This window comes from Rothia sp. HMSC065C03 (genome assembly GCF_001837295.1).
Lineage (GTDB): Bacteria > Actinomycetota > Actinomycetes > Actinomycetales > Micrococcaceae > Rothia.
This window is the reverse complement of record NZ_KV831978.1, coordinates 100,458-126,963: the sequence shown is the minus strand read 5'-3', so window position 1 is coordinate 126,963 and position 26,506 is coordinate 100,458. Positions and strand designations below refer to the sequence as shown.

22 protein-coding genes are annotated in these 26,506 nt (G+C 59.8%); 11 read left to right on the top strand and 11 right to left on the bottom strand.

Translation table 11 applies throughout. The annotated features are described in order from the left end of the window. Nucleotides 1-48: 48 nt before the first annotated feature. Nucleotides 49-1,266 (bottom strand): ABC transporter permease, encoded by a 1,218-nt coding sequence (locus HMPREF2605_RS00735; RefSeq protein ID WP_233992306.1) that lies wholly within the window; start codon nucleotides 1,264-1,266, stop codon nucleotides 49-51. 158 nt (nucleotides 1,267-1,424) lie between these two features. Between HMPREF2605_RS00735 and HMPREF2605_RS00730 the strand changes: the two genes are divergently transcribed. Both HMPREF2605_RS00730 and HMPREF2605_RS00725 read left to right on the top strand, forming a co-directional pair. Further along, on the top strand, nucleotides 1,425-2,048 hold the full coding sequence (locus HMPREF2605_RS00730; protein WP_049354081.1) for a TetR/AcrR family transcriptional regulator: 624 nt from the start codon (nucleotides 1,425-1,427) through the stop codon (nucleotides 2,046-2,048). A gap of 112 nt (nucleotides 2,049-2,160) precedes the next feature. Beyond that, nucleotides 2,161-3,270: a sucrase ferredoxin gene (locus HMPREF2605_RS00725; RefSeq protein WP_070846656.1), complete on the top strand. Its 1,110-nt coding sequence runs from the start codon at nucleotides 2,161-2,163 to the stop codon at nucleotides 3,268-3,270. Nucleotides 3,271-3,438: 168 nt separating this feature from the next. Here the strand turns inward: HMPREF2605_RS00725 and HMPREF2605_RS00720 are convergent, their stop codons facing one another. The 3 genes from HMPREF2605_RS00720 to HMPREF2605_RS00710 all read right to left on the bottom strand — a co-directional run bounded on the left by HMPREF2605_RS00720 (nucleotide 3,439) and on the right by HMPREF2605_RS00710 (nucleotide 7,975). Then, nucleotides 3,439-5,118, bottom strand: coding sequence for an NAD-dependent succinate-semialdehyde dehydrogenase (locus HMPREF2605_RS00720; RefSeq protein ID WP_070846655.1), 1,680 nt, complete (start codon nucleotides 5,116-5,118; stop codon nucleotides 3,439-3,441). 350 nt (nucleotides 5,119-5,468) lie between these two features. Further along, the gene (locus HMPREF2605_RS00715) at nucleotides 5,469-7,073 is read right to left on the bottom strand and encodes a glycerophosphodiester phosphodiesterase (RefSeq protein WP_070846654.1); all 1,605 of its coding nucleotides are present in this window, start codon (nucleotides 7,071-7,073) and stop codon (nucleotides 5,469-5,471) included. 389 nt (nucleotides 7,074-7,462) lie between these two features. After that, entirely contained in the window at nucleotides 7,463-7,975 is a 513-nt protein-coding gene (locus tag HMPREF2605_RS00710; RefSeq protein WP_070593546.1) for a PTS sugar transporter subunit IIA, read from the bottom strand. 337 nt (nucleotides 7,976-8,312) lie between these two features. On the opposite strand from HMPREF2605_RS00710, the gene HMPREF2605_RS00705 reads away from it, so the two are divergent. Continuing rightward, nucleotides 8,313-8,900: an arsenic metallochaperone ArsD family protein gene (locus tag HMPREF2605_RS00705; RefSeq protein ID WP_070665925.1), complete on the top strand. Its 588-nt coding sequence runs from the start codon at nucleotides 8,313-8,315 to the stop codon at nucleotides 8,898-8,900. A 166-nt stretch (nucleotides 8,901-9,066) separates the two neighbouring features. Here the strand turns inward: HMPREF2605_RS00705 and fbaA are convergent, their stop codons facing one another. Further along, the gene (fbaA, locus tag HMPREF2605_RS00700; RefSeq protein ID WP_005507927.1) at nucleotides 9,067-10,092 is read right to left on the bottom strand and encodes a class II fructose-bisphosphate aldolase; all 1,026 of its coding nucleotides are present in this window, start codon (nucleotides 10,090-10,092) and stop codon (nucleotides 9,067-9,069) included. Nucleotides 10,093-10,355: 263 nt separating this feature from the next. Between fbaA and HMPREF2605_RS00695 the strand changes: the two genes are divergently transcribed. From HMPREF2605_RS00695 to HMPREF2605_RS00685, 3 genes are all read left to right on the top strand, one after another. Continuing rightward, nucleotides 10,356-10,742 carry a cobalamin ABC transporter ATPase gene (locus HMPREF2605_RS00695; protein ID WP_070616254.1) on the top strand — a complete coding sequence of 129 codons (387 nt, stop codon included), beginning with the start codon at nucleotides 10,356-10,358 and terminating at the stop codon, nucleotides 10,740-10,742. A 306-nt stretch (nucleotides 10,743-11,048) separates the two neighbouring features. Then, nucleotides 11,049-12,650 carry an amino acid permease gene (locus HMPREF2605_RS00690; RefSeq protein ID WP_070846653.1) on the top strand — a complete coding sequence of 534 codons (1,602 nt, stop codon included), beginning with the start codon at nucleotides 11,049-11,051 and terminating at the stop codon, nucleotides 12,648-12,650. A gap of 296 nt (nucleotides 12,651-12,946) precedes the next feature. Continuing rightward, the gene (locus HMPREF2605_RS00685) at nucleotides 12,947-13,999 is read left to right on the top strand and encodes an ornithine cyclodeaminase (protein ID WP_005504242.1); all 1,053 of its coding nucleotides are present in this window, start codon (nucleotides 12,947-12,949) and stop codon (nucleotides 13,997-13,999) included. Nucleotides 14,000-14,215: 216 nt separating this feature from the next. On the opposite strand, the gene HMPREF2605_RS00680 is transcribed toward HMPREF2605_RS00685, so the two are convergent. The 6 genes from HMPREF2605_RS00680 to HMPREF2605_RS00655 form a co-directional block, all read right to left on the bottom strand. Continuing rightward, entirely contained in the window at nucleotides 14,216-15,031 is an 816-nt protein-coding gene (locus HMPREF2605_RS00680; protein WP_070846652.1) for a hypothetical protein, read from the bottom strand. A gap of 88 nt (nucleotides 15,032-15,119) precedes the next feature. Next, nucleotides 15,120-15,935 carry a hypothetical protein gene (locus tag HMPREF2605_RS00675; RefSeq protein ID WP_070846651.1) on the bottom strand — a complete coding sequence of 272 codons (816 nt, stop codon included), beginning with the start codon at nucleotides 15,933-15,935 and terminating at the stop codon, nucleotides 15,120-15,122. Between the two features lie 266 nt (nucleotides 15,936-16,201). Next, nucleotides 16,202-16,963 (bottom strand): TrmH family RNA methyltransferase, encoded by a 762-nt coding sequence (locus tag HMPREF2605_RS00670; RefSeq protein WP_246828141.1) that lies wholly within the window; start codon nucleotides 16,961-16,963, stop codon nucleotides 16,202-16,204. A gap of 123 nt (nucleotides 16,964-17,086) precedes the next feature. Further along, nucleotides 17,087-17,668, bottom strand: coding sequence for an orotate phosphoribosyltransferase (gene pyrE / locus HMPREF2605_RS00665; protein ID WP_005507935.1), 582 nt, complete (start codon nucleotides 17,666-17,668; stop codon nucleotides 17,087-17,089). A 65-nt stretch (nucleotides 17,669-17,733) separates the two neighbouring features. Continuing rightward, nucleotides 17,734-19,290: an anthranilate synthase component I family protein gene (locus HMPREF2605_RS00660; protein WP_070633590.1), complete on the bottom strand. Its 1,557-nt coding sequence runs from the start codon at nucleotides 19,288-19,290 to the stop codon at nucleotides 17,734-17,736. 27 nt (nucleotides 19,291-19,317) lie between these two features. Further along, the gene (locus HMPREF2605_RS00655; protein WP_005504230.1) at nucleotides 19,318-19,650 is read right to left on the bottom strand and encodes a rhodanese-like domain-containing protein; all 333 of its coding nucleotides are present in this window, start codon (nucleotides 19,648-19,650) and stop codon (nucleotides 19,318-19,320) included. Between the two features lie 310 nt (nucleotides 19,651-19,960). Here HMPREF2605_RS00655 and HMPREF2605_RS00650 point away from each other — a divergent pair, with 310 nt between their 5' ends. The 5 genes from HMPREF2605_RS00650 to HMPREF2605_RS00630 all read left to right on the top strand — a co-directional run bounded on the left by HMPREF2605_RS00650 (nucleotide 19,961) and on the right by HMPREF2605_RS00630 (nucleotide 26,426). Continuing rightward, a complete protein-coding gene (locus HMPREF2605_RS00650; protein ID WP_049338608.1) occupies nucleotides 19,961-21,421 on the top strand; it encodes a peptide MFS transporter in 1,461 nt (486 codons plus the stop codon). A gap of 334 nt (nucleotides 21,422-21,755) precedes the next feature. Beyond that, on the top strand, nucleotides 21,756-22,946 hold the full coding sequence (locus tag HMPREF2605_RS00645) for a Fic family protein (protein ID WP_012902692.1): 1,191 nt from the start codon (nucleotides 21,756-21,758) through the stop codon (nucleotides 22,944-22,946). 248 nt (nucleotides 22,947-23,194) lie between these two features. Continuing rightward, nucleotides 23,195-23,719, top strand: coding sequence for a DUF4242 domain-containing protein (locus HMPREF2605_RS00640; RefSeq protein WP_012902691.1), 525 nt, complete (start codon nucleotides 23,195-23,197; stop codon nucleotides 23,717-23,719). Between the two features lie 30 nt (nucleotides 23,720-23,749). Continuing rightward, nucleotides 23,750-24,835 carry an acyl-CoA dehydrogenase family protein gene (locus tag HMPREF2605_RS00635; protein WP_049354092.1) on the top strand — a complete coding sequence of 362 codons (1,086 nt, stop codon included), beginning with the start codon at nucleotides 23,750-23,752 and terminating at the stop codon, nucleotides 24,833-24,835. Nucleotides 24,836-25,091: 256 nt separating this feature from the next. Further along, entirely contained in the window at nucleotides 25,092-26,426 is a 1,335-nt protein-coding gene (locus HMPREF2605_RS00630; RefSeq protein WP_049338612.1) for a uracil-xanthine permease family protein, read from the top strand. The last annotated feature ends 80 nt before the right edge of the window (nucleotides 26,427-26,506 follow it).

Here is a 26,506-nt window from a genome sequence, read left to right as displayed (position 1 = left end):
GGCCATATTGTGCCGGCTACGTTGCGCCGGTTATCCAACCCGCGGTGGTTATGCCTCCACCGTTGCGGTGCGGCGCTCCTTGAGAGCCCAGCCAATCACGCCGGTCAGCAGACCGAACGCAATCCAGGAACCAAGCACCAGCCACTGGTCACTCGTTGCAACCTCCGGGAAGTACGCAATCGAACGCAGCAGAGTCGAGGAGGCACCCGGCACCAACATCTGACCAATCTGCCCCCACACACCGGGCAGGAACACGCTCGGCATACTTGCGCCCGAAATCGGGTTACCAATGAACATGGTGATGACCGCGCCTACTGCGAGACCAATCAGCGGCGAAGACAGTGCACCCACACCCACAATGAAGAAGGCGGTCGCCAGGTAGGTAGCGCCGAACGCAGCCCACAGGGTTGCGAAGTCGCCGGGGATGATGCCGAACCAGACGTTCAGAATCAGGGCGGTCAGTGCACCACCGATGACGGAGTACAGGGTTGCGGTGGCGAAGCGGCGCCAGGTGCCGTTCACGCGCAGTACGGAGAAGGAACCGCCGAGAATACCGCCAATGACCAGCGGAAATGCGGAGATAGCGATACCGGAACCGGAGGAGTCATTCTCACTCAGGGGTACCACGACGGTGGTCTTCACCGCCATTGCGGATGCCTGCTCGGCCTGCACCTTCATCTGCTCCAGCTGGGCGGCGGCCTGCGCACCCTGTTCACCGCCCGTCTGCACCGCCTGGGTGAGGGCTTCCGTCTTAGCGGCGAGTGCCTTCTGCTGAATCTGCGCGTTCAGCTGGGTGGCAACACCGTTGAGCATCTGGGTTGCTGCGGCGTTTGCGGCTGGTGCGGTCAGCACTTCGGGGGCGGCGCCTTCGGTGAAGATGATTGCGCCGTAGGTTTCGCGCTGCTTGATTTGCTGTTCAGCCTCTTTGCGGGAGGATGCCTGCTTCAAGTCGAAGGTTTCAATACCTTGGTCTTTGAGGGACTGTTCAAACTGACTGACGGTCACCTCGGGGCCTGCGATAGAGACGGGCAGGTTCTTTGCTTCCATGGTCTTGGTGGGCCAGGTGAAAGCTAGGACGATGAGTGCTACCACCAAGGATGATAGTACGGAGGTGGTGATGACCTTGAGCCAGGAGGAACGGTCGGTGGTTTCTTGCGTGCTTGTTTCTGCAATGCTCTTTGCCGCGATCTTCTGGGATGCGGCAGCTTGGGTGGCTGCGGCGGTCACTGCTTCTGCGGTGACTGCGGTGGCGGTTTCGTTGTTCATGACAATCTCCAAACAAAATGCTTATTTCGTTTACGAGTCAGAACTCTACTCTCGATTTTTACCGAGTGCAAACAAAATAGCTATTTTGTTTGTAAAGTCACAAAAAGAATCAGTGTTGTGTTTACGCGTTCTTTAGCCCCACCCCCTAGACTGGAACCATGCCCCGACTAACAGACGCCACCAAAGCCGCACGCCGAGCCCAAATCATCGAAGCCGCCATTAGCTGCTTCCTCGAAAAGGGCTACACCAACACCTCCATGAGCGACATCATCAAAGCCTCCGGACTGTCCTCCGGGTCCATCTACTCGCACTTCTCCGGCAAAGAAGACATCCTCATCACCGCCATCAACGAGCGCCTCAACAACGTCAAGGAGCTCTACGAAACACTCCCCGAAGGCGCAGGCCCCCAGGATATTCTCGAAACCATCCACACGAACCAGCTGGTAAACGACAATTTCTCCGCCATGCTGCGCATCCGCGCCGAATCGCTCCACGCACCCGAAATCGCCAGGGCAACCGCAGACACCATGCCTCTATTGCAGGGCATCATCGTAAAGACCCTCACCCCCTGGGCAGCTGAACAGCTGAGCGTTCTGCACGAGATCAACCCCGATCCGGCGCAGCGCACCCCCGAACAGGAGGCGCTCATTACCGACTACGCCCGCGATACCGCAGACGCCTTCATGGTGGTCTTCCAGGGGTACATGCTCCGCTCCTTCTTCGGCGCCCCCGAGGAAAAGGACCGCCTCTACCGCGTCGCTTTGGCGCTCCTTCCTGAGTAGTTGCCCCCCGATAGGCCCCAAAAATCACCCCTGGACGGTTGTTTTTCAGCATTTAGACCGTACAGGGGCAATATAGGTCATTCACATCCTGCAGGCGTAGAATCGAGAAACCATGACTGAATCCTGCACCCCCGCAACCCCCGAGCCGCGCGCCACCAACCCCGCCGAGCTGAACAACCTGCGTGTCGCACACGCGGACGAGCTCTCTTCACGCACCCGCGCCACAAGCATCCCGGCAGACTCCTGCTCACTCTACGACGACGAGGCGCTCGGCGGCACCGCCGGACGCGCCACCGCATGGCTGGCACTCGAGCACGTGGGTCACTGGGGTCGCGACGTGCTGGACGGCTCCGCCCTCGGTGAGGAGCTTTCGGAGGCGTTGGGCGAGGCGGTCTCGCAGGCGGGACTGAAGTTCCTGCTGATCCGCCAGGCGGGCAGGGCGGGGCGTGTACTGCACGGCGCGCCGGATGCATCCGGCAATCCGACCCACCGGGTGCTCTACGCGCTCTGCACCCCGGGTGAGGAGAAGCTCTACTCGTTCAGTGTGAGCACCCCCGAACAGCTCCTCGACCTACCCCTGAACAACCCCCAGGAGTTGATTCAGGCGACCGGCGCGGAGCTCATAGATTCCCCCGCCATTCTCGTGTGCACCCACTCCAAGCGTGACCGCTGCTGTGCCCTGCGCGGTCGCCCCATTGCGGCGCACCTGGCGGATATCCTGCCGGGTAATGCGGTCTGGGAGTGCTCGCATACGGGCGGTCACCGCTTTGCCCCGGTCGGCATTATGCTGCCCACCGGCTACACCTACGGTCGCCTCTCGGAGCCTTCGGCGCTGGCGGCGTACCTGTCGCTGGCGGGCCGTGCCATTCCGTCGCTGCACGGCCTGCGAGGCCGCAGCACGGATACCCCGGTGGAGCAGGCGGCGGAGGTTGCCGTACGCCTCGAACTGGAGAAAAAGGGTGAAGAAGTAACCTCTGGAGGTTTGGTTTCACGTGAAACATCGGTAGCGGAGGCACTGAGTACACTCCGTGAGGCAGGCATCGACCCCGCGGTAGATACCGCCGAACACCCCACCATAGAGGCGGCACTCACCTCCCACACCGACGGACGCACCTGGGTCACCTTCTTCGAGCGGGTCACCCTTGAGCCGCGCCCCAACTCGTGCGGCAAGGGTCTCGCAGATGCTTTCAGCCGCGAGCTGCTCGCGCTGCACCAGCTCTAACCCCCTGCGCCAGCTCTAGCACCCGCGCATGATGTCAACAGCGAAGCCCCAGCGGGCACCCTTCTCGGGTACCCGCCGGGGCTTCGCTGTATCCAAAGTTCACTGCGTCCAGAGCTCGTCATCCAGGGTTCGCCGTAACCGGTATCTCGCCCTATCCGGCGAACAGCCTTATCCGGCGAACGGGTTCGGCGCGCCGATGTACTGCAGCTCGGTGTACTCCTCCAGTCCCTCGGGGCCGCCCTCGCGACCCATACCGGACTGCTTCACACCGCCGAAGGGGGCGGCGGCGTTCGAGATAACACCGGAGTTGTAACCAATCAGGCCGAACTCCAGACCAGCCGCCATGCGCGTAAAGCGCGGGTGGTTGCTCGTGTACACGTACGCCGCCAGGCCATACTCGGTGTCGTTGGCGAGTTTCAGGGCGGTGCGTTCGCCCTCCTCACCGTAGCCGCTGAACGTGGCGATCGGGGCGACGGGGCCGAAGATTTCTTCACGCCACACGCGCATCGAATCGGTCACGCCGGTCAGCACGGTGGGGGTCACGAAGTTGCCCTTGTTCAGGTTCTTGGGCATGCCGCCGGTATCGCTCGGAACGTTCTCCCCAAGCTCGGGAATGTACCCGCCGCAGGCGAGGAGCGCGCCCTTGCCCAGGGCGTCTTCAACCATAAAAAGCATGGATTCAACCGCTGAAGGTTGAATTAGCGGTCCACAGTCGGTTCCGTCGACGGTTCCGTCACCCACAACGGTCGCCTCCATACGCTCCACGAAGGCGCGGGTGAACTCTTCGGCAATGTCCTCGTGCACGATGAATCGGTTGGCTGCGGTGCAGGCCTCGCCCATGTTCCTCATCTTCGCCGCGTAGGCGCCCTCCACGGCGGCGGGGATGTCCGCGTCCTCAAAGACGATGAACGGGGCGTTGCCGCCCAGCTCCATGGAGGTGCGCAGAACGTTCTGCGAGGCCTGTGCGAGCAGGGTGCGGCCCACGGCGGTAGAGCCGGTGAACGAGACCTTCCGCAGGCGCTCATCGGCCATCAGGGCGGAGACAACCTCGCTGGTGCGGGAGGTGGTCACCACGTTCAGCACGCCGTCCGGCAGGCCCGCCTCGCGCATCAGGTCCGCGAAGTACAGGGAGCTGAGCGGGGTCAGGGAGGCAGGCTTGAGCACCACGGTGCAGCCCGCCGCGAGCGCCGGGGCGACCTTGCGTGCCGCCATGGCGAGCGGGAAGTTCCAGGGGGTGATGAGCAGGCAGGGGCCCACGGGGCGGCGCACGGTGGTGATCTGCAGGCCGGATTCGGGGGCGACGGCGGTGCGACCGAAGCTGCGGGCGGCTTCTTCGGCGTACCAGCGCAGGTAGTTCGCGGCGTAGGCGACTTCGCCGCGGGACTGGTCGAGGGGCTTGCCCATTTCGAGGGTCATGAGCCGGGCGATGACTTCGGTGCGCTGCGTCATGAGCGTGTAGGCGCGGTTGAGGATGTCGGCGCGTTCGCGGGGGCTGGTTGCCGCCCAGGAGGCGCGGGCCTCGCAGGCGGCGTCGAGTGCTTCGACGCCCTGTTCGACGCTGGCGTCGGCAACGTGCGCGAGAATCTGACCGCAGGAGGGGTTGTGTACGGGGAAGGAGCCGTTGTCGCCGGTGACCCAGCTACCGCCGAGGAGCAGGTCGGTGGGCACGTAGAAGAAGGGGTAGGAGGGCCGCTCGTAGGGGTCGATGGGTTCGCGCTGCGGCATGTTGACGCTTTGCATGTGCGGTTCGGTGCGGCCGCGCAGCTGGGCGGACTTCGCAGCGGACTTTTCGGAAGTAGCGCTCTCTGGTGCCGTGTTTGCGGCGGAGCTTTCGGGTGAGGTGGTCATGGCGTGCCTTTCGGGTTGGGGCGGCCGGTGCGGTCGACTCTGACGCTTTTAATTCTAGTCCCCGTCCTCTCCCCTGCCCCGCACGCCTACACGTCCTCGCTCGCTCTCTCCCCGCCTTGGAAAGACCGCAGGCACGCCGAAGGGGGCCGCATCCATTACAGATGCGACCCCCTTCGGACCGGATTCTCGCTCGGTGCGTTGCTCAGCGCGCGAGCATCCTAGCTGGGGATTATGGAAGGCGTTGCCCGGAAGGGATGCTCGGTGCTACATCCGCTCTGCCCGGTACCCGCACCTTCACCGCTGAGCGGCGGTGAGGCGGGCACCTAGGTGGGTTAGGCCCACCGGTTCTCTCAAATCCAGGACTGACGCGCCTCGATTCGGGTCAGCTCCAGGGGACCGCCATCGTTGGTGCCGTGGAAGCGGCCGAAGTGTACGTACGGGCCGCGGTAGGCGCTGTGGTTGATGGGGCTGGAGTACTGGCCGTTGACGGTGTAGTAGAAGCTGTTCTTGTTCACCACAATCTTGCAGTTCAGTGCCTGGCCGGTGGTGACCTTCTGGCGCAGCTTCATGGTGTGCAGCACGCGCGGGCTTGCCTGGTTCGGTTCAAAGCAGAGAATCTGCGCCACGGAGCCGCCGCGGTAGTTGGGGCGGATGGCGAGCACGTAGGTGCCGTCTTCCTGCTTTGCGGAGAACTTCTTACCGATGCCGAAGGCGCCGTCGTGTTCGCGGCCGAACGCAATGTAGCCGTAGTGGCCTGCCTCCTGCGGCACTGCGTTGGTCCACTTCATGGAGAAGTCGAGGGTGTACTTTTCGCGGGTGGTGTAGTTCGCCAGGGGGCCGAGCAGTACGGATTCGTCGTAGCGCTGGTTGTGGACGATGGCTGCGCCGGTCAGGTCGGGCATGTCTGCTGCGACGGAGGGGTCGGCGGGCAGCATGCCGTGGGGGCGCTTGCCGGTCTTAATCTTGACGCTGGCGTCAAAGGGGTCACCAATCACCCAGTAGGGGTCGGGGCACATGAAGCCCTTCACGCCCAGTGCCTTGTACTTTTCGTAGGCGGAGCGGCGGTGGATTTCCCAGACGATGACTGCCTTGCCGAGGCCGGTGAGGGCGCGTACGTTCTCCTCGCTCATGGAGCCCTGGGAAGCGCCGGTCGGCTTCTCGTAGTAGGGTACGCCGATGGCGTCCACGTTTTCGTGGCGTGCCATGGCGGAAATCTTATCGATGGGGTCGCCGCCGTCGAAGTAGCACCAGGTGGCGCAGCCTGCGGAGTTGGCAAGCTTCAGGTAGCGGGAGGTGGGTTTGAAGCCACCGCTGCCGTCGCGGTACATCTTGATGACGGTGCGGCGCTGCAGGCCGCGTTCGGTGATGAACTTGACGAGGCCTGCCTGTGCGGGGCCGTCCTTCGCTTCGAGGAAGAGCACGACCTTCTTGCCGCCGACGGAGGCGTATTCGCCGCCTGCGGGCACGGCGTCAACCGCTGCGATGGCTTCTTCGAGGGTGGGGATGTCGTACAGGTCGGTCTTCTCACCCAGGTTCTTGCGCATGTTGACCTTGTGCTGGCGCAGTTCGGCGAGGGTGTGGCCGCGCACGTCCAGGGCCGCACCGGTGGTGCGCTTGATGTTGGTGTCGTGCATGCAGACGAAGTGGCCGTCGCTGGTGGTGCGTACGGAAATTTCGACGGCGAGGGCGCCTCGGCGTACGGACTCTGCGTAGGCGTAGGCGGTGTGCTCGGGGCTGATGTTGCCGGCGCCGCGGTGGGCGATGAAGAATTCATCGGTCTTGTAGAGCAGCTGGTGTGCGGGGGAGCCGCTGTGTACTGCCGCGAGCTGTGCGCGGGTGTTGGCTGCGGCGTGGGCTTCGCCTGCCTGGAGCATGAGAGCGGCGGGTGCCAGTGCGGAGGCACCGATGAAGCCGCGGCGGCTCAGATTCTTAGAGGTCTTCGGGAATGCAGTCACCGTAGTGGTCCTTTTTCGTTTATGAGTTGAGCGTAATGTGTGTGGTTGGTCATTGAAGTTTTGGTTTATAGCTGAGGGTCCGGATTCTCTCAACTCAAACTGCAACTCTAAGTAGAATAACGATTTTTTATCGGTTCTTCATAGCGTTCACAGGAAAATAGGGTATTATTTGCGCCTCATTCTTACCCGCGGTGCAAGCTGCGCCGGGTATTCCTCCTTTTCCGCCGCTTTTAGTGGCGGCTATTCATGCGACGTTAAAAAATTTCTCGCGTAACGAAAAAGGCCGCACCTGTAGACTGATTGAGCCTGCAGGACGCGACCTTTTGCGTTAAACGTTTTTCAAAGGGTATTCACCCTTATTGAAGCTGAGCTATTTTCGCTGGTTCAGCTTACTTCTTGGATGCCTGAGCGACGCGGTCACCGGCTGCGACGGGGCGGCGTGCCTCAGAGTCCTTGGAGATGTTGAACTTTGCGGTGTTGGTGATCATCACCATGGTTTCCTTGGAGGGGATGCGGCCCTCGATAGCTGCCCAGTCGACCTCGATGATGGGTGCGCCTGCCTCAACCTTGTCACCTACGTTAGCAATCTTGGTGAAGCCGTCGCCACCGAGCTCAACGGTGTCGATACCGATATGGACCAGTACCTCGCCGCCGTTTTCGGTGCGGAGCATGAACGCGTGCAGGGTGTCCTGAATCAGTGCGATGGTGCCTGCAACGGGTGCGACGATGGTGCCTGCGGTGGGGTTCACTGCGTAGCCGTCGCCCATAACACCCTGAGAGAAAACGGGGTCGGAGACTTCGCTCAGCGGCAGGTACTCGCCGGTAACAGGTGCGACGTAGACGTCTGCGGACGATGCTTCCTGTGCGGCAGCTTCCTTCTTCTTCTTGCCGAAACCGAACATATATGCTCCTTTTGGTCGTGTGGCGCTATGAATAGCGTGTATTTGTAGCGCTGATGCGTCCGCGTCGGATGCGGGCGTCGTTGCCTTCTTGGTTTCACACCGGGCAGCGCCTGCCTAAACGCAGGGTCCGCACACTCCGGTGCATATGCACTCAGAATACAACACCTGAACCCGCAGCTCACGAGCTGAGGGTCATTCGACTCGAATTCTGCAAATATTCCGCAATTCTGGAACTTCACATCACACTTCTGCACTCTTGAGGTCCCTAGTACACTTAGTGAAGGACTGGCACCCCTCCCCCGAGCCGGTGCCGATAAGAGAGAAAAGGCTGAAACTGATGACTGAAGCGGCTGAGACCGTTCTTGAAGTATTTATTCCGGGCCCCGGCGAGAACCCGGAGGATCCGCAGGATATGGAGCGCTCCATCTTCCTGGGTGCCGCGCAGGAGGCGCTGGATTCGGGCGTGGATATTGAGGTGTACTCCACCGACTCCTACCCGTCCGCATTTGAAGAGTGCGCACCGGTTGCCGAGCAGATTGAGATGAACGGCCGCGAGGTTCTGCCGCTCATGCTGGTCAACGGTGAGGTGAAGGTGTCCTTCGCGTACCCGACCGCCGAGCAGATTAAGCGTTTTGCGCGCGCGCACCTGGTCGCCCAGCCGAAGGCGAACGCGGCAGCGGCTGCGTGCGGCCCCTCCGGTTCCCCGGCGGCGTCGATGATCCCGAACCTGAGCCCCCTAGCGGAGCCCGCGGGTTTCGCGGCGACCCTGGCGGGTAAGGCACCCCAGCCGGTTGGCGGCCCCGAGATCGGCAACCGCGTGAACCTCATGGGCGGCGACACCGGCGACGGTATCCCCACCTCCGGTTCGGTGGCTGTAAAGTCCGGCGGCTGCGGATGCGGTGGTTGCGGCTGCGGCGGCAAGTAAACCCGCCCCTGCCAGCAATGAGCGCCCGGCTCGCCCGGTTCTAGCTACATATACAAAGAGCGGTGCCCGCCTCCTCGTACTGAGGAAGCGGGCACCGCTTTCGCTTAAAGAAGCTTAGGTTCACACCCGGCAGCGACTATAGGCGCTGCGGCGGGCGAACAGCACCTTACTTGATGGAGGTACCGACGGAACCGAGCTGCTGGCAAGCCTCGACCACGCGTGCGGCCATGCCTGCCTCTGCAGCTGCACCCCAAACGCGGGGGTCGTAAGTCTTCTTGTTGCCGACCTCGCCGTCAACCTTCAGCACACCGTCGTAGTTGCTGAACATGTGGCCAGCAACGGGGCGGGTGAATGCGTACTGGGTGTCGGTGTCGATGTTCATCTTGATAACACCGTAGGACACTGCGTCTGCAATCTCCTGCTCGGTGGAGCCGGAGCCACCGTGGAAGACCAGGTAGAAGGGCTTGTCGCCCTTGCCGTACTTAGCGCCGACCTCGGTCTGGATTTCCTTGAGCAGCTCGGGGCGCAGGTGAACGTTACCGGGCTTGTACACGCCGTGAACGTTACCGAAGGTCAGAGCAGCCATGTAGGTGCCCTTCTCGCCCAGGCCGATTGCCTCAACGGTCTTGATTGCGTCTGCAACGGTGGTGTACAGGGAGTCGTCGATAGCGCCTTCAACGCCGTCTTCCTCGCCACCAACGGCACCGATCTCAACCTCAAGCACGATGTTTGCCTTGGAGGTACGCTCGATCAGCTCAGCAGCAATCTTCAGGTTCTCGTCCAGGTCGATTGCGGAGCCGTCCCACATGTGGGAGTTGAAGATGGGGTCTTCACCGCGAGCAACAGCCTTCTCGGACTCTGCCAGCAGGGGCAGAACGAAGCCGTCCAGCTTGTCCTTGGGGCAGTGGTCGGTGTGCAGTGCAATGTTCACGTCGTACTGCTTAGCAACTTCGCGTGCGTATGCTGCGAAGGCCAAGGAGCCAACGACCATGTCCTTCTTGGAAGCGCCGGACCAGTATGCTGCACCACCGGTGGATGCCTGGATGATGCCGTCCGAGCCAGCCTCTGCGAAGCCGCGGATTGCAGCGTTCAGGGTCTGGGAGGAGGTCACGTTCACTGCGGGGTACGCGAAGCCCTTTTCCTTCGCGGTCTGCAGCATTTCTGCGTAAACTTCGGGGGTTGCAATAGCCATATGCTGACTCCTTGGATAGATGCGACCGGTTACCGATGCTGGGCCGGTTCACCATATTTTGTTGGCGCGCGAGACGCCTCCTACTCGCACTATTTTACCAAGATACGACTTATTTATCGTTAATTTTTTGTGGGTTTTTTTGGGTTTACTGCAGCGAAATTTCCGCGAAATACCGCGGTAAAGTAGAGGTGTTAATGACTTGATGTCTTCTGTGCGTGCAGGCCAGCGTACACATTACCCGGACGCGACGAAAGGAACCTCCCATGAGCAAGGCGAGCGCTAAAAATAATCCAAAACAGCTCGACGCGAAACGTGAGAAGCGTGCCCGCCAGGCGCAGCGTCGTGCTGAGCGTGAGCATCCGAATGCGGCGGCTATTGCCCCGGTGCGCGCCCAGTTGGATGAGGTTCTGGAGCGTAAGAGTCGGCATGTTTTGGGGCATGGCGATATGGCGAAATCCCTTGAGTTGATGGAGAAAATGCGTGATGAGGGCGCGAGCGACCACGAGATTGATGTGGCACTTGCGGAGGCGAAGCTCCCCTCGGTCGTGCAGGTGGGCCGTAAGTCGTTGATGCGTTGGCCGAGCTGGTGGTGGTTGAATCGTCGTGAGCGCGCGTTGCGGGCGCAGATTGATCGCCTGATGGAGGGCTAAGTCCCGGTTTTGGATAGGTTGTGAGAGCACCCCGTTGTGGGTGCTCTTGTGCTGTGCGGTGGTGGGGTAATTGATTTTTTAGACTCAGAGTTCAATTAATCTATTTCACAAAACAATGAAAACCACACAATACAACATGAACCAAATATATTCATAAGATATGCGTTATATTTATATAAATTGTTACGTGATGCGGGTTATATTTACCTAAATTACCGTGCTATAGTCATTACAACCCGCAGACGTGTTCCCAACCACATTTCGTGTAGCACGTGCTTCAGACGTAACTATCCAAGGAGGTATAGCGTGAGCACCTCACCGAACAAGAACCCGCAGACTTCTGCAGCGGATCAGTACACTAAGCCCCCCACAGACGACCCGTTCGCACACGAACAGGAAGGCTTCCACAAGGGGCTTGGCGCACGTCAGCTCCAGATGATCGCCATCGGTTCTGCTATTGGTACCGGCCTGTTCCTGGGCACCGGTAGCCGCCTGCAGGACGCAGGCCCCATGCTCGCCGTCATCTACGCCGTCATCGGCTTCTTCGGCTACCTGATCCTTCGAGCCCTCGGCGAGCTGATCCTTCACCGCCCTTCCTCGGGCTCCTTCGTCTCCTACACCCGCGAATTCTACGGCGAAAAGGCCGCATTCGTATCCGGATGGCTGTACTGGCTGAACTGGGCAATGACCGCCGTTGCAGACGCCACCGCTATCGCTATCTACATCAGCTGGTTCGGTCGATACAACCAGTTCTTCGCAGATATTCCCCAGTGGCTTAGCGCATTCATCGTCGTTATCGTCACTGTGGCTCTGAACCTCATCTCCGTGAAGCTCTTCGGTGAGCTGGAATTCTGGTTCGCACTCATTAAGATTCTTGCCCTGCTGTCCTTCATGGCGGTAGGTATCTGGTACCTGGTCTTCGGTGAACCCATCAACGGCGTCACCCCCGGCCTGAGCCTTATTGCAGCCAATGACGGCTTCTTCCCCAACGGTATTCTTCCCGCTCTTATCGTGGTTCAGGGCGTTGTGTTCGCCTACGCCGGTATTGAGCTGGTCGGCACCACCAGTGGTGAAACCAAGAACGTTGAGAAGGTTATCCCCCGCGCTATCAACACCGTGATCTGGCGTATCGCGATCTTCTACGTTGGTTCCGTGGTTCTGCTCTGCCTGCTCATGCCCTACACCGCATACAAGGATGCAGAGTCGCCGTTCGTGACCTTCTTCGACGCTATCGGCATTGACGGTACCGCACCGATTATGCAGCTGGTCGTTATTACCGCGGCTGCTTCCTCGCTGAACGCTGGCCTGTACTCCACCGGCCGTATTCTCCACTCGATGGGTGTTGCAGGTTCGGCACCGAAGTTCACCACCAAGGTGTCCCGCTCCGGCGTTCCGGTGGCAGGTATTCTGCTGACCGGTGTGATTGGCCTCTTCGGCGTTGTGCTGAACTTCTTCGTTCCCGAGCAGGCGTTCGAGGTCGTGCTGAACATCGCATCCGTGGGCACCATGGCTAGCTGGGCGGCTATCGCAATGTCGCACCAGAAGTACCTGAAGCTGGTCGGCGAGGGCAAGTACAAGCGCCCCAACTACCGCGCACCCGGCGGTCGCTTCAGCGACTGGGCTGTGATGGTGTTCCTCGCTGTTGTGCTGGTGCTGATGGCACTGGATTACCCGGTCGGCACCTACACCCTGGCATCGCTGTTGCTGGTTATCCCGCTGCTGATTATCGGCTGGTACACGGTTCGTGACCGCGTCAACGAGATTGCTCGCGTCCGTGAAGGCTACACCGGTTCCGTGCCTGTGATTGCTGCCCGCCCCGTGGTGAAGAAGCTCGTGTCGGAGCCTCGTACCCACATTGACCTGGGTGAACTGGACGCTGAGGACGAGGACAAGCCGAAGGGCAACTAACCCGACGGCAGCCTCCGATTCCGGTGAAGGCGAATGAGGGGGTTCTAGACCCCAGCCGCTAGACCCTAGCCAGTAGACTCTGGCCACTCAACTCTAGCCAATAGAGTCTGGAACCCCCTCCCTGTACGTCTTTTCGTGTTCGTTCCGTATTACATCCGTGTAATACATAAAGCAAAGTACATATCTACAGCATTTCTAATACGGTGTGTCCTGCAATATATTTTGAGATAATAGATATCCGCAGTGACCACCAGATGCACAAAGAAGTTTTGTGCAGATATTCAAAGGAGAAAATCATGACTGAACGTCCTAGCGCACACGCGGTGGAATTTGTTGACGTCGCCTCGATGGCGAAGTGGATTCAGAAGGACGGCGTAGGCAACATCATTGCCGGCATGGTCGACTTCCTCGAAGAAGACTTCAAGAAGTGGCAGAGCTTCGACAAGATTCCGCGCGTCGCCTCCCACACCCCCTTCGGTGTGATTGAGCTGATGCCCACCTCCGATAACATCACCTACTCCTTCAAGTACGTGAACGGCCACCCGTCGAACCCGGCACGCGGCTTCCAGACCGTGACCGCGTTCGGTCTGCTCGCTGACGTGGATAACGGCTACCCCGTGTTCCTGGCTGAGATGACCCTGCTGACCGCGCTACGTACCGCCGGTGTGTCCGCCATGGTTGCTAAGCACCTGGCACGCAAGGATTCGAAGAAGATGGCGATGATCGGTACCGGCTCGCAGTCTGAGTTCCAGGCGCTGGGTATGCGCGCGGTGCTCGGCATTGAGGACCTGTCCGTCTACGACGTTGACCCGCACGCGATGGAGAAGTTCCGCCGTAACCTGGAGCCGCTGGGCTTCCGCATCCACCTGGCTAAGGACGTGGACGAGGCTGTTGAGGGTGCCGACATTATTACCACCTGCACCGCCGATAAGCAGCAGGCGAAGGTTCTGCTGGACCGCCAGGTGAAGCCCGGCGTGCACCTGAACGCTATTGGTGGCGACTGCCCCGGCAAGACTGAGTTGGAAAGCGAAATTCTGGACCGCTCCACCGTGTTCGTTGAGTTCCCGCCGCAGACCCGCATTGAGGGCGAGATTCAGCAGAAGGACCCGGACTTCCCGGTGGTGGAGTTCTGGAAGGTTCTGACCGGTGAGGAGCCGGGCCGCGTGTCGGATGAGCAGATTACCCTGTTTGATTCGGTGGGCTTCGCGATTGCTGACTTCTCGGGTCTGCGTTATGCCCGTGCGGCTACGCAGGACACCGACCTGCAGCAGTTCATTGACCTGGTTGCTAGCCCGGATGATCCGAAGGATCTGTACTCGCTGGTGAACGTTAACGTTCCGGTGGGCTAAAGGGCTCAAGTAACCTGACGCTGAGTGGCCTTGAGCTGGCGAGCCTGTAGGTGCGCCAGCATGGGCTGCGAGGTTGAGAGTGAATAAAGTGAGGGCCGGGGAGTGTGACACTCCCCGGCTCCTTCTTGTGCGATTTTCTTATGCACGGATTTTCTATGGGCAACTTGTGGGCATTCTGCGGCTGGTTCGCCCGTTCTGCCTTTCAGGTGGATGCGGCTACTGGTGGGTGGCGATAATTTCGCGCGCCTTAGCTATCTTCGCATCACGATAGGCCTTCAAATCATTCAGCAACGCCTGATTCTTCTCAATCAAAGGACCCTGATAGGACGCCTCAAGATCACCCAAACGCTGAGCCAACCTCACCTTCTCACTACATTGAGCTTCAATGGTCGCGAGGCGAATTTCCTCCGGCTTAGCCTCTTCGTTGCCTTGGGAGGAGGCCATGAAATGTGCGCTTTCTTCGGACATCCAGTCGCTTTCTCCTTCTCTGGGGGTTAGCCCACGTTCACGCAGGCAGGTCCACCATTCTGAGCGGATATTTTTCCACTCATCGGTTTGGGAGGCGTAGGTGTATGCCTGTGAGTTTAGCTCTCCTACAAACCGGTATTCTTTTTCGTCCAGTTCGACGTCAGAGAATGCGGCTTTCACCTCTTCTTGGCACTGGGCATTGATGTCGTCCGCTGCTGAATCGTCCGAGCCTCGGGATTCCTCCTTATGGGAATACCCGTACTTTTTGGCGTACTCGACGTTCCAGGTGCCGTATAGGCCTCCCGGTTGCGGGGTGTCTATTGAGGGTACGGCGTAGGACTGCCCGTGGTGCGCGTAGCATTCGGACATGAGCGTGTGCCATGCCGTGCTCACCGTACGGATTGTTAGTTCATCGAAGGCATACTCGTCCAGTGGAAGGTGTATGTAGTTCTTTGAATAATCGAGAACAGCTTTTCGTGAGGTGTCCCGCTCGGCACTGTTGGAGCAGGATACGCACGCCCCCAGCAGGCAGAATACTGTTACCGCAGAGAGAGCCTTACGCATAGGCTTTTCCTCCTCCATACCTCGTTGTAACGTTCAAACGGAGTTACCCCAATTATCCCAAGGGATGCTATCTGCTTGTTGCTGATATCTACTGGTGGGTGGCAATAATTTCGCGCGCCTTCGCTATCTTCGCATCACGTTCAGCCTTCAATTCATTCAGCAGCGCCTGATTCTTCTCAATCAAAGGCCCCTGATAAGACGCCTCAAGATCACCCAAACGCTGAGCCAGCCTCACCTTCTCGCTACATTGAGCTTCAATGGTTGCCAGGCGGATAACCTCCTCCAACACTTTGGGATCATCAGCATTCAGATTGGCCGTTTCTTTGCTCGTCCATTCACCGTCCCCGGTGCGAGGCGTCAACCCTTTCTCACGCTGGCAGTCCCACCAATCTGAGCGGGCTTTCTTCCATTCAGGGTCAGCCTGCGCACGCATGTACGCTTCACTACGGATACGCTCGACGGGGCGGTACTTTTTCTCATCATCCTCATCAAAATAGAGCATATCCAGTTCTTCCCGATGCTCTTCGCGGCAGCTGGCCCTGACGTCTTCAGGGATGCTCTTATAAATCCTTTCCTGCTCATCTCTGACTTGGATGGACGTAAAATGATTCGCCGCATGCTTCACGTTCCAGGAGCCGTACTGGGAGGCGTTGCCAGAAACCAAGCCGTTTTCTAGAATTTCAAAATCGTATCCTTTTTTCGCATAGCACTCTTTAAGAATCAACAAATACGCCCTATATGTTATATCTTCGGCCTGGTCACTCATATCGTATTCGTCGAGGGGAAGAGTAATATAGTTATTTTCAAAATCCAGCTGGGCTTTGAGGCTAGTATCTTTAGGCGCAGCGGCGCAAGAACTTAAAGCTAAAGCAAAGCAGGCGAACAGAGCAGCAGATTTCTTCATTGTTACCGACTCCTTTCAGGGGAATGACGTCGCGGTCATTCATATGCACAACCCGCAACCATTGGCGAGCCGAAGCCAGGAAATCCATCGCATACCCTAAACCGAAATTGAGAGTGCGATTCTCACATCTCCTGTGATTTGCGTTAACACTAACACGCCTAGGTAATTCCATGCGTGGTTTAAGCCACCCCAACCCCCAACAAAAAAGGTTCCGACGCGCACACAACGCATCGGAACCTTTAAACACCTCATAAACAGCCGCCAGGCTACGACGGAATCTGACCAAACACATGGCGGCGAACCCACGCATGCATCGCAATACCCGCAGCCGTCGCCGCATTCATCGAACGCGTCGACCCAAACTGCTCAATCGACAACGTATCCCTAGCCGCCGCATGCAACTCCTCCGACAAACCCGGGCCCTCCTGACCAAAAACCAGCACACACTTCTTCGGCAGATCATACGTCTCCAGGGGCACCGAATCCGGAAAAATATCAATACCAATAATCTCCAGACCCTCAGCCTGCGCCCACGCCACAAAATCCTCAATCGTCGGATGATGACGCACATGCTGATAACGATCCGTCACCATCGCACCACGACGATTCCAGCGGCGACGCCCAATAATATGGACCTCCTTCGCCAACATCGCATTCGCAGTACGCACCACCGTGCCAATATTCAGGTCATGCTGCCAATTCTCAATCGCCACATGAAAATCATGGCGGCGCGTATCCAGGTCAGCAATAATTGCGTCCATCGACCAGTAACGGTACTTATCCACCACGTTACGGCGGTCGCCCTCACGCAGCAGCTCCTCATCCCAATGGTCACCCTCGGGCCACGGGCCCTCCCACGGGCCCACACCCACCTCAAAACGGGCAGTACCCTGCTCAGTACCCTCAACAGCCTCAGCTACAGCCGCATCCGCAGGCACAGCCTCAGCAGGTACAGCCTCAGCCGCCTCACGATTCTCAACCATCACAACCACCTTCACGCCAACAACCAGCGCCACACCGGCGCCCACAGAGCCATCTTACAGACAAAAACCCGCACCACCAGCCACACACAGCAGCCAGCGGCACGGGTTCACCCGCCGCAACGGGAACGTCTTAAAAATTCACGAGGTCCTAGTCCAAGCCAGTAGAGACTAGTCCAGGCCCAGCTCATCCTTCGAGTACGCGTACAGGCACGGGACACCCGCAACCTCTTCCACATGCTCCTTCGCACCGGTCGCACGGTCAACAATCACAGCAACCGCCACAACCTCAGCGCCAGCCTTACGCAGCGCCTCAACAGCAGTCAGCGCAGAACCACCAGTCGTGGAGGTGTCCTCAACAGCAACCACGCGGCGACCCTCAACGCTCGGGCCCTCCACCTGACGGCCCATGCCGTAAGACTTCTGAGCCTTACGCACCACAAACGCGTCAATCGCACGGTCCTGATCACCAGCGGCACGCATAATCGCGGTACCCACCGGGTCAGCGCCCATGGTCAGGCCGCCAGCAGCCTCAAACTCGATGCCGTTCTTATCCAGCAGGTCCAGCATAACCTGACCGACCAGGCGAGAAGCCTCGTGGTGCAGGGTGATGCGGCGCAGGTCAACGTAGTAGTCGGCTTCCTTGCCGGAGGCGAGGACCACGTGCCCGCGCACCACAGCCAGCTCAGAAATCAGCTGGCGCAGGCGTTCACGGGCTTCTTCAATGGGGAGGTTTTCAGAAAGCTTAGTCATAGTTCAAGTGTAGCGGCTCACGTGCAGGCGGCGCAGACTATTCCCTGCACTATTCCAGCGCTAGGTTATTCCACCACGCGACCCACCGACGGCGGCAACGCAGCACGCAACTTCGTCAGCATCTCCTCATACTCGGCGGCCGGGTCGGAATCAGCCACGATAGCGCCACCGGCGGCAAGAGTCACCGTGCCCTCATCGTGCGCCACGAGCGTGCGAATCACAATCGACAGGTTCGCCGAACCATCCGCCGATACAAAGCCCAAAGCACCCGAATACACGCCGCGAGCGCGACCCTCCAGGCCCTCAATAATCTGCATGGTCGAAGGCTTCGGGGCACCCGTCATCGAACCGCCCGGGAAGCACGCCCGCGCGGCAGCCACCGCACTCACGCCCTCACGCAGACGCGAACTGACCGTAGACACCAGCTGATGCACCGTCGAATAGCTCTCCACGCCCATGAGCACGGGCACGCGCACAGACGCCGGGTCAGACACCGTGGACAGGTCATTACGCAGCAGATCCACGATCATGAGGTTCTCGGCACGGGTCTTCTCATCGGTACGCAACCATGCCGCCGCCGCGGCGTCTTCTTCCGGAGTAACGCCACGAGCGATCGTGCCCTTAATCGGCTTGGTCTGCGCGTTGCGGTGCGTATCCACGCTCAAAAAACGCTCCGGCGAAGAAGAAAGCACCGAAAAATCACCGCACCGCAGATACGCCGCATACGGTGCCGAGTTGTGGGCGCGCTGGCGGCGGTACAGCTCAAAGAAAAGCTCCGGGCTCGGATTGGGGATGCGCGCGACCGTCTGCGCGGTAAGGCACACCTCGTAGCTGTTACCCTCGTAAATTTCGCGCTGACTAGTGCGAACGGCATCCATGTAGGCTTCCGCTGCGGGTGCCGGGAAGAGCAGAAGCTCGGCGAGCTCAGGGGTATTTACGGGGGTTCCCTCGGAGGCACGCTTCCCCGCCGCGCTCAGCAGCTGTTCCGCTGCCTCACACCACGACTCATCGCCCACCAGCCAGCTACGCGCCGCAGCCCCCGGGCGGGCATGCTCATGCACCAGGTAGCGGACCGCCGGCAACCACAGAGAATCCGGGGTCGGCGCCTCATACGCCGGCAGATAGCCCGGCACCGGGTGGCCGTGCTCCATGCCCATGGCGGCACGCGCCTCATAGCCGAAATAGCCCACGTAACCGCCACGCAAACCCGCGGGCAGACCGGTTGCCGCCGCGGTATCCGGGTGCACGCGCGGTGCGCGGGCGAGCGCCGCCTCCAACTGGGCGAAGGGGTCTTCCCCGCCAGACTCAGCCGCCGCACGCGCCGAATCCACGCGCAAGGGCGACAGCTGCGCCGGGACCACACCTACATACGAGGCAACCGACATAGGCGACTCCTCACGCGCCGAATCCAGCCAGAAGGAATACTCAGCGCCACCGCTCAGCAGCGGGTACGCCTCCTCGCAGTTCACCGCGAAAGGAAGCGGGCGCACGACAAGCTCCCGCGTCTGCGCATCCCACGGGATGCTCTGCAGAATACTCGGCAGGGCATGAGGGGACGCAGAAGCGGGAGCGTTCGAGGTAGAAAAAATACGGTCCGCGGAAGTTTCAGTCACGGACTCCATTGTATGGCGTACAGGCGAACTGGCGGTTTAGTGAACGACTGCGGGTGCTTCGCCGTTTTCGCTGGTCATCGGCAGACCGGCAGCGAACCATGCGCTGGTGCCGCCCGCAATGTTGTGTGCGGCGTAGCCGTGTTCGCGCAGGAAGGTTGCCGCGCGGTTCGAACGGCCGCCACCGTGGCAGATGACGTAGAAGTCTTCGCCGGGTGCGGGCAGTTCTTCCAGACGCTCAGCGATGGTGCCGAGGGTGATGTGCTTGGCGCCGGTGGCGTGGCCGCCCTCCCACTCGTAGTCTTCACGCACGTCGATGATAGTTGCGCCTGCGGGAACGTCGCGGGGGTCAACCTGGGGTACAGCGGTCATGGGGTTCTCCTTTGAAATGGTTAAAAATGAGCCGGTCGGCACGGCGGGGTGCCGGGTGGGCATAGTTATGGTTCCACTCTAGCGCTTTGGGGGTGCGTGGCGCATCTAGCCCGGTATTTGGGGGTTTGCGAGATTCGGAAGCAGTGCATACGAAAAAATCGAAATGGTTTTTCATGCACTGAATAAGAGTTTATTCTGTGAAATATAGGTGCGTGCCATGTATACATATGCATGGGCAAGGGTATACACTTATACACATATTGCCCGGGTCACACAGAACCCCGGGCTTGCACAGAAAAGAATTACCACCATGTCCAACACCATCACAGGTGCCGAACCCAAGGACACCAAGACCTTCTTCGGCCACCCGAGCATGCTCGCGAACCTGTTCACCGTAGAAATGTGGGAGCGCTTCTCCTTCTACGGCATGCAGGGCATCATGATCTACTACCTGTACTACACCGCCGACAAGGGCGGCCTGGGCCTCGACAAGGACCTCGCCACCGGCGTTATCGGCGCGTACGGTGCAGTCGTGTACCTCATGGCAATCCTCGGCGGTATCCTCGGTGACCGCATCCTCGGCCCCGAGCGTACCCTATTCTACTCCGCCATAGGCATCATGGCGGGTCACGTCTCCCTCTCCCTCATCCCCGGCGTCCCCGGCGTGGTGATTGGTCTGCTGCTGGTCGCTATCGGCTCCGGCGGTCTGAAGAGTAACGCATCCGTGCTGGTCGGTTCGCTCTACAGTGACAACGACTCCCGCCGCGACGCAGGCTTCACCATCTTCTACATCGGTGTGAACACCGGTGCACTGCTCGGCCCGATCCTGACCGGTTGGGGCTGGCAGACCGGCGGCTTCCACCTCGGCTTCGGCCTTGCCGCAATCGGTATGGCTGCCGGCCTGATTCAGTACTCGCTGACCCGCAAGAACCTGCCCGCCTCTGTGCACCACGTGGGTACCCCCTTCACCGGCGCCCAGAAGCGTAACTTCTTCCTGGCACTGGTCGGTATCGTCGTCGTTCTCGGCATCCTGCTGGCGACCGGTCTGATGACCGCAGACAACCTCAAGAACTGGGTCATGGGCTTCATCTTCATCGGCGCTATCGCCCTGTTCGCTCAGCTGCTGAGCGCCAAGGACGTAACCTCCGATGAGCGTTCCCGCGTCACCGCGTTCATCCCCCTGTGGATTGCAAACGCCGTGTTCTGGGCACTGTACCAGCAGCAGTTCACCGTCATGGCGGTGTACTCGGATGAGCGCCTCAACTGGAACATCCTGGGCATGGAGCTGAGCCCGAACCTGGTCAACTCCATCAACCCGATCTTCATCATCGTCTTCGGCATGATGTTCTCCGCCCTGTGGACCAAGTGGGGTGACCGCCAGCCGGTCACCACCCTGAAGTTCTCCGCAGCGCTGATTATCATCGGCCTGGCGTTCTGGATCTTCCTCGCTCAAGCAGGCGTTCAGAGCGTGAACGTCGGCTGGATCGTGCTGATTCTGTTCGTCTGCACCATCGCTGAGCTGATTATTTCGCCGGTGGGTATTTCGCTGGCGACCAAGCTCGCACCGAAGGCGCACCGCGTGAACATGATGGCGCTGTACTTCACCTCCGTGGCAATGGGCACCGTGCTGTCCGGTTGGCTGGCTCCGTTCTACAGCATGGAGACTGAGGTTCCCTACTTCACCTGGATGGGTATTATCACCATCGCGACCGGTATTCTGCTGTTCCTGGTGCACAAGCCGGTTCAGAAGATGATGCGCGGCGTGAAGTAACCGCAAAGTTGCTTGTCTGCACTGCTGACTCGCTGTTTTCAGGCGGCGTGAGCGTGTATAGGCGAGCGTATATTAGGCTAGGGGCCCCGAATCCTTGAATTACCAAGGGTTCGGGGCCTTTGCTGCACGCCCTGGTATCCGGAAGTGCCAGCAAGTTGAGGAGGTTCAGGAGGGGCGGCTTTAGGGGCGTTCGGGGCCTTTTCCTTAATGAGACAATCCGCGCGGATTTTCTTATTAAGCGCCTTAATAAGAAAATCGAAGTGTATTGTCTTATTAAGACCCCCCATACGACCAGCAAGACGACACCGATGAAGAGGAGGAGGGAGGAGGAACCATGCCCTCAGCCATCACCTGGCCCGCCCTCACATGGGAGCCGCAAACCCCCTGGGTTCACCGCGACGCCCTCGCCTCCCGACGCGCAACGCGCCGCAACTCCGGCCCCTTCTCCAGCGCCGTACCCGCCTCCATTGCCGCACTCAACGTCGAACTCAGCCCCGCACTGCGAGTGCGCCTCCAAGAGAACGCCACCGCAATGACCCGCTTCGATGAGCGACTCCACCACATCGGCGGCATCCCCTTCTCGGCAGTTCTTCTGCGCGGCGAATCCGCCTCCAGCTCACAGATTGAAAACCTTACCGTTAGCGCACGCAGGCTCTCGCTAGCTGTCCTGGGTGCAAGCGGGTCGAAGGTCGGCGTTAACGCCGAGCTGGTGGCGCGCAATGTTCACGCCATGCGTGCAGCCTTGAACACCGCAGAGAACATTAGCGTCGATAATATCCTCGCGATGCACCGCGAACTGACCCGCGGCCTGCAGCAGGACTCCGGCGTACTCCGCACCCAGTGGGTGTGGATTAAGGGTGATTCACCCGTCGCCGCCGACTATGTGGCACCGCATCACGAGCGGGTTCCTGCCGCCCTCGAAGACCTTGTAGCCTTCATGAACCGCCGCGATATTGACCCCCTCGCACAGGCGGCTATCGCGCACGCCCAATTTGAAACGATCCACCCTTTCACCGACGGCAACGGCAGAACCGGACGAGCCCTCATCTCCGCGCTCCTGCTCGCCTGCGGCGTCACTCGCCACGTGATTCTGCCCATCTCCTCCGGGCTGCTGCACGATACTGACGGGTACATTCAGGCGCTCACCGACTACCGTGCAGGCGATGCTGAGCCCATCATCGAGCTCTTCATCGACGCCGCGCAGAAGGCAATCACCAACGCAGAACTCCTGGCGCAAGACATTGAAACCCTGCGCGATGAGGTGCTGTCCATTGCCCAGCGTAAAACCCCTCTCCTGCGTTCCCTCACCGACCTATGCTGCACTGAGCCCGCCTTCACCGCGCACATGGTGGAGGAGCACACGCAGGGGTCCCGAGCTAGTGTGTATCGCCTCCTCAACCGCATGGTGGAGTTGCAGATTCTGCGTGGAGAGCGCGTCAAAATTCAGGGGCAAAAAGTGTGGACTGTCCCCGCTCTCAACCGCGCCCTCGACGACTTTGCGACACGAGCAGGACGACGCGGATAGATGCGCCATCGGGTTCGATAACCCGCGCGAAAATTCTGCGGCCGTAGGCGGGTTGCCGCGCGCGGAACTGTGACGATTTATGTCTCCGCGTGAACGCGCGTGACGGAAAACAGGGTCACAAAAGGACGCATTAAGCCACGAACAGAAATCTACTAGACAGCCCTCAAGCACAGGTCTAAGGTGAATCCAGAACGAGTCGGAAAACCCCTTCCGGCACGACCCTTCAACCCTTAGCCGAGGAGAAAATCATGGCACTTTACCTGGTAGAACTGACCCCCGCACAGCCGTCCAAGGACGAAGCAACCGCACTCATCGAGACCGTCAACTCGTCCCTGACCAACGGCGCCGAGCTCATCGAAACCCAGGTCTCCGCAGACCACAAGATCGTCTTCGTCATCGTCGAATCCGAGAACACCGCATTCGGCCCCGACCTCGCCGCAGCAATCGGTGAGCGCGCATCCGTCGCAGGCCCCGACGCAGTCCGCCTGGTCGGCGCAGAGCTCGAAGACATCAAGAAGCTCAAGAAGGACGCAGACTACCTGGTTGAGTGGGACATCCCCGCAGAGATTACTATGGAACAGTACCTGACCCGCAAGAAGGCAAACGCCCCCAAGTACGCTGAAGTACCCGAGGTTTCCTTCCTGCGCACCTACGTTCGCGAAGACACCGCAAAGTGCCTCTGCTTCTACGACGCACCCGACGAAGAAGCTGTTGTTCGCGCCCGTAAGGCCGTCAGCACCCCCATTGACCGACTGTTCAAGCTGCACGCATAGACGCGATGCTCCCCGCTTAGGAGAAACCCCATGTCCGAGTTCACTCTCGAACCCCTCTACGATTACCCCCAGCGCGAGCAGGTGCTCGCACTCGCCCGAACCCACGCAGATGCTGTTGACCGCGGCGAGCGTTCCCCCTTCGAAAACCTGCGCGAAATCGCTAAGGACGGTCTGATTACCCTGGGCCGCGACGGCGGCTCCCTGGTCCCCCAGGTTTCGGTGGCTTTCGACCTTGCTACCGAGGACGCCTCCACGGCGTTCTCCCTGTGGGCTCACCGCTCGACCATTGCGTTCTTTGACGCTGTGGGCCGCGAGCTGCCCGCCGGTCTGGCGGATGCAACCGTCAGCGGCACCACCGCCATGGCGGCGGCGTACAAGGAGGCTTCGGGTCTGGCACCGATCAAGGTGGAGGGTACCCTCGTTGAGGGCGGTCTGAAGCTGAACGGTTCCGTGTCGTGGGCGTCGAACCTGTACCCGGGCGGCGTGATTGTGCTTCCGGTGGCTGTGCAGAACGCCCCGGAAAGCCACCCGAACCGCTACATCGTGACCGTCCGCCAGGACGTCGAGGGCCTGAGCGTTGACTACCACCGCAACCTGCTGGCGCTGAACGGCACCGAGTCCGGCACCCTGAAGTTCGAGGACGTTTTCGTTCCGAGCGAGGATGTTCTCAGCGACAACATTGAGGCGTTCCTGCACGATGTGACCGCGCCGTTCCTGCTGGTTCAGTCGTCGTTCTGCCTAGGTCTTGCCGCTGGTGCTCTGCAGGAGGCTGCTAAGCACCTGGATGTCTCGCAGGGCGTGTTCCGCCCTGAGTTCCCGCTGATTCTGGCGGAGTACCAGAGCCTGCGTGAGGAACTGGTTCGCCTGGCTTCTGAGCCGGAGCGTGCTGAGCGTCGTGACCTGCTGAGCCTGCGTCTGGGTGTGTCTCACTTTGCAACCATTGCTACTCACTTTGAGCTGCAAGTTGTTGGAGGCGCCGGTTACGTGGCCGATTCCCCGACTGCTCGTCGCCTGCGTGAGGCGTCGTTCCTGCCGGTTCAGTCCCCGACTGAGGGTCACCTGCGTTATGAGCTGGCGCGTTACGATCACCTGGAGAACCTGCGTGACGCTCTCTAAGCCGTTGAGCTGTGTGTAGCGAGGTTTTTATTCGCTCTTTGCATCAATACCCCGTATATGCCTTGAACTGCATATACGGGGTATTGATGCATTCTGGGCTATATATTAGGGGTTTGGGGCTCATCATAAGAGAATATATGCCCCACTCAACGTATCCCTGCTCATATTTATAGCCGTTTAGCTGTGACCCACACCCGCATACGCGTAGAATTATGTGGAATTTTATACACCACCACATTCACCTCAGGAGCTCCCTTTGAGCATCTCTAAGCTTCTCGGCTTTGACTGGTCGATCCACGGCGACGGCCGCAGTATCAAGCCCGGTTCCTTTGTTGCCCCGAACGAGCGCCTCGCATGGCCGATTACCATCGGCATCGGCGCGCAGCACGTGGTCGCAATGTTCGGCGCGACCTTCCTCGTGCCGATTATTACCGGCTTCCCCCCGGCAACCACCCTGTTCTTCTCGGGTCTCGGCACGGTTCTGTTCCTGCTGATTACCCGCGGACGCGTCCCCTCCTACCTGGGCTCCTCCTTCGCGTTCATTGCGCCCCTGGCGGCTGCCATGAACTCACACGGCCCCGCTGGTGCCCTCGGCGGTATCGTCATGGCGGGTGTGGCGCTGTTCCTGGTCGGTCTGATTGTTCAGTTCGCTGGCACCGGCTGGCTGACCAAGCTCATGCCCCCGGTCGTAACCGGTTCGATTGTGGCGCTGATTGGCTTCAACCTGGCGAAGAGCGCTAAGGACAACTTCATGGTGGCACCGGTGACCGCGCTGGTGACCCTGTGCTCCATCATCCTGATTTCGGTGCTTTTCAAGGGCATCATTGGTCGTCTGTCCATTCTGCTGGGTGTGGGTATCGGCTACATCACCGCTGTGATTCGCGGCGAGGTGAAATTCGAGAAGATTCAAGAGACCGTACAGGCTCAGGGCTTCATTGGCCTGCCGCAGTTCCAGACCCCCGAGTTCCACTGGGAGCTCGCCGGCCTGTTTATCCCCGTGATTCTGGTGCTCGTGGCTGAGAACATCGGTCACGTGAAGTCGGTGGCTCAGATGAGCGGCGAAAACCTGGACGACTACTCCGGCCGCGCCCTCATGGCGGACGGCCTGGCAACCACCATCGCAGGCATGGGTGGCGGTTCGGGTACCACCACCTACGCTGAGAACATCGGCGTGATGGCTGCGACCAAGGTGTACTCCACCGCGGCGTACTGGGTGGCGGCTATCTTCGCGATTGTCCTGTCTCTCTTCCCGGGCTTCGGCGCGGCTATTGCATCCGTTCCCGCGGGTGTTCTGGGCGGTGCCGCAACCGTACTGTACGGCATGATTGGTATGCTCGGCGTTCGTATTTGGAGCGAGAACCGCGTGAACTTCTCGAACCAGATCAACCTGACCACCGCCGCTGTGGCGCTGATCGTGGGTATTGCGGACTACACCTGGACCTTCGATGGGATGACCTTCGCCGGTATTGCTCTGGGTACCGCTGCGACCCTGATTATCTTCCACCTGATGACCTTCATTGCGAAGTACACGAAGGCTGCTGGCGACCCTCTGGAGCCCTTCGACCCTGAAAAGAGCACTGAGGGACACTAAGTTCTTCACCGCCCGTTGGGAGTGATGCTCCTGAGGCGTAGGCTGTAGAAAAGCGGCCCGGATGGATTGGTTTCCATCCG

What these genes read in the sequence shown, in the direction of transcription:
- HMPREF2605_RS00735 (WP_233992306.1), bottom strand. Translation starts at nt 1,266, where the DNA reads ATGAACAACGAAACCGCCACCGCAGTCACCGCAGAAGCAGTGACCGCC.
- HMPREF2605_RS00730 (WP_049354081.1), top strand. Translation starts at nt 1,425, where the DNA reads ATGCCCCGACTAACAGACGCCACCAAAGCCGCACGCCGAGCCCAAATC.
- HMPREF2605_RS00725 (WP_070846656.1), top strand. Translation starts at nt 2,161, where the DNA reads ATGACTGAATCCTGCACCCCCGCAACCCCCGAGCCGCGCGCCACCAAC.
- HMPREF2605_RS00720 (WP_070846655.1), bottom strand. Translation starts at nt 5,118, where the DNA reads ATGACCACCTCACCCGAAAGCTCCGCCGCAAACACGGCACCAGAGAGC.
- HMPREF2605_RS00710 (WP_070593546.1), bottom strand. Translation starts at nt 7,975, where the DNA reads ATGTTCGGTTTCGGCAAGAAGAAGAAGGAAGCTGCCGCACAGGAAGCA.
- HMPREF2605_RS00705 (WP_070665925.1), top strand. Translation starts at nt 8,313, where the DNA reads ATGACTGAAGCGGCTGAGACCGTTCTTGAAGTATTTATTCCGGGCCCC.
- fbaA (WP_005507927.1), bottom strand. Translation starts at nt 10,092, where the DNA reads ATGGCTATTGCAACCCCCGAAGTTTACGCAGAAATGCTGCAGACCGCG.
- HMPREF2605_RS00695 (WP_070616254.1), top strand. Translation starts at nt 10,356, where the DNA reads ATGAGCAAGGCGAGCGCTAAAAATAATCCAAAACAGCTCGACGCGAAA.
- HMPREF2605_RS00685 (WP_005504242.1), top strand. Translation starts at nt 12,947, where the DNA reads ATGACTGAACGTCCTAGCGCACACGCGGTGGAATTTGTTGACGTCGCC.
- HMPREF2605_RS00680 (WP_070846652.1), bottom strand. Translation starts at nt 15,031, where the DNA reads ATGCGTAAGGCTCTCTCTGCGGTAACAGTATTCTGCCTGCTGGGGGCG.
- HMPREF2605_RS00675 (WP_070846651.1), bottom strand. Translation starts at nt 15,935, where the DNA reads ATGAAGAAATCTGCTGCTCTGTTCGCCTGCTTTGCTTTAGCTTTAAGT.
- pyrE (WP_005507935.1), bottom strand. Translation starts at nt 17,668, where the DNA reads ATGACTAAGCTTTCTGAAAACCTCCCCATTGAAGAAGCCCGTGAACGC.
- HMPREF2605_RS00660 (WP_070633590.1), bottom strand. Translation starts at nt 19,290, where the DNA reads ATGGAGTCCGTGACTGAAACTTCCGCGGACCGTATTTTTTCTACCTCG.
- HMPREF2605_RS00655 (WP_005504230.1), bottom strand. Translation starts at nt 19,650, where the DNA reads ATGACCGCTGTACCCCAGGTTGACCCCCGCGACGTTCCCGCAGGCGCA.
- HMPREF2605_RS00650 (WP_049338608.1), top strand. Translation starts at nt 19,961, where the DNA reads ATGTCCAACACCATCACAGGTGCCGAACCCAAGGACACCAAGACCTTC.
- HMPREF2605_RS00645 (WP_012902692.1), top strand. Translation starts at nt 21,756, where the DNA reads ATGCCCTCAGCCATCACCTGGCCCGCCCTCACATGGGAGCCGCAAACC.
- HMPREF2605_RS00640 (WP_012902691.1), top strand. Translation starts at nt 23,195, where the DNA reads ATGGCACTTTACCTGGTAGAACTGACCCCCGCACAGCCGTCCAAGGAC.
- HMPREF2605_RS00635 (WP_049354092.1), top strand. Translation starts at nt 23,750, where the DNA reads ATGTCCGAGTTCACTCTCGAACCCCTCTACGATTACCCCCAGCGCGAG.